The organism is Vibrio sp. 1978, from assembly GCF_033344345.1.
The window spans coordinates 1-689 of sequence record NZ_JAWPOP010000479.1 but is presented as its reverse complement, the minus strand read 5'-3'; the positions used below and the strand labels follow the sequence as shown (position 1 = coordinate 689).

The 689-nt window shown below is 45.1% G+C and carries 1 protein-coding gene; it reads left to right on the top strand.

Translation table 11 applies throughout. From position 1 onward, the window contains the following. The coding region (locus R8N49_RS27325; RefSeq protein WP_318190476.1) for a TatD family hydrolase at positions 1–652 on the top strand (652 nt) is incomplete at its 5' end. Positions 653–689: the final 37 nt, after the last annotated feature.

The window sequence follows — 689 nt, the reverse complement described above, 5'->3', positions numbered from 1 at the left end:
AGGTGTTACGTTAGACTCATTTCCTAATATGTTGGAGATGATCGAACCTTACGAGAATGTGTACGCTTCTTGTGGTGTTCACCCATTGGATGTTGAGAGTGCGTTTTCCATGGAGACGTTGCGTCGCCATGCTAGCCACGAAAGAGTCGTTGCTATTGGCGAAACCGGATTGGACTACCATTACAAACCAGAAACAGCGGCGCTTCAAAAAGAGCGTTTTGAACAGCAGGTTGAGTTGGCGGTTGAACTGAACAAGCCGCTTATTATTCACACCCGCAATGCGCGTGAAGATACATTGGACATTTTACGTAATGGTGGCGCGGAGAAATGTGGTGGTGTCATTCATTGTTTTACTGAAGATCTTCCCTTTGCCGAAGCTGCTATGGATTTGGGTTTTTATATCTCGATTTCGGGTATCGTAACTTTTCGTCAAGCAACCGAGTTGAAAGAAGTGGTGAAAGCGTTGCCATTAGAGCGACTGTTGATTGAGACCGACTCACCATACTTGGCTCCAATTCCTCATCGAGGAAAAGAGAACCAACCGGCTTATGTTGTCGAGGTTGCCGCGTATATTGCGCAACTTAAGTCATGTGCACTGTCTGAAGTTGCGCATAAAACCACCGAAAACTTCCGAAATCTTTTTTTGCGATAAAAAATGACATCCGGTATTAAAAAGGAGCGAAAGCTCC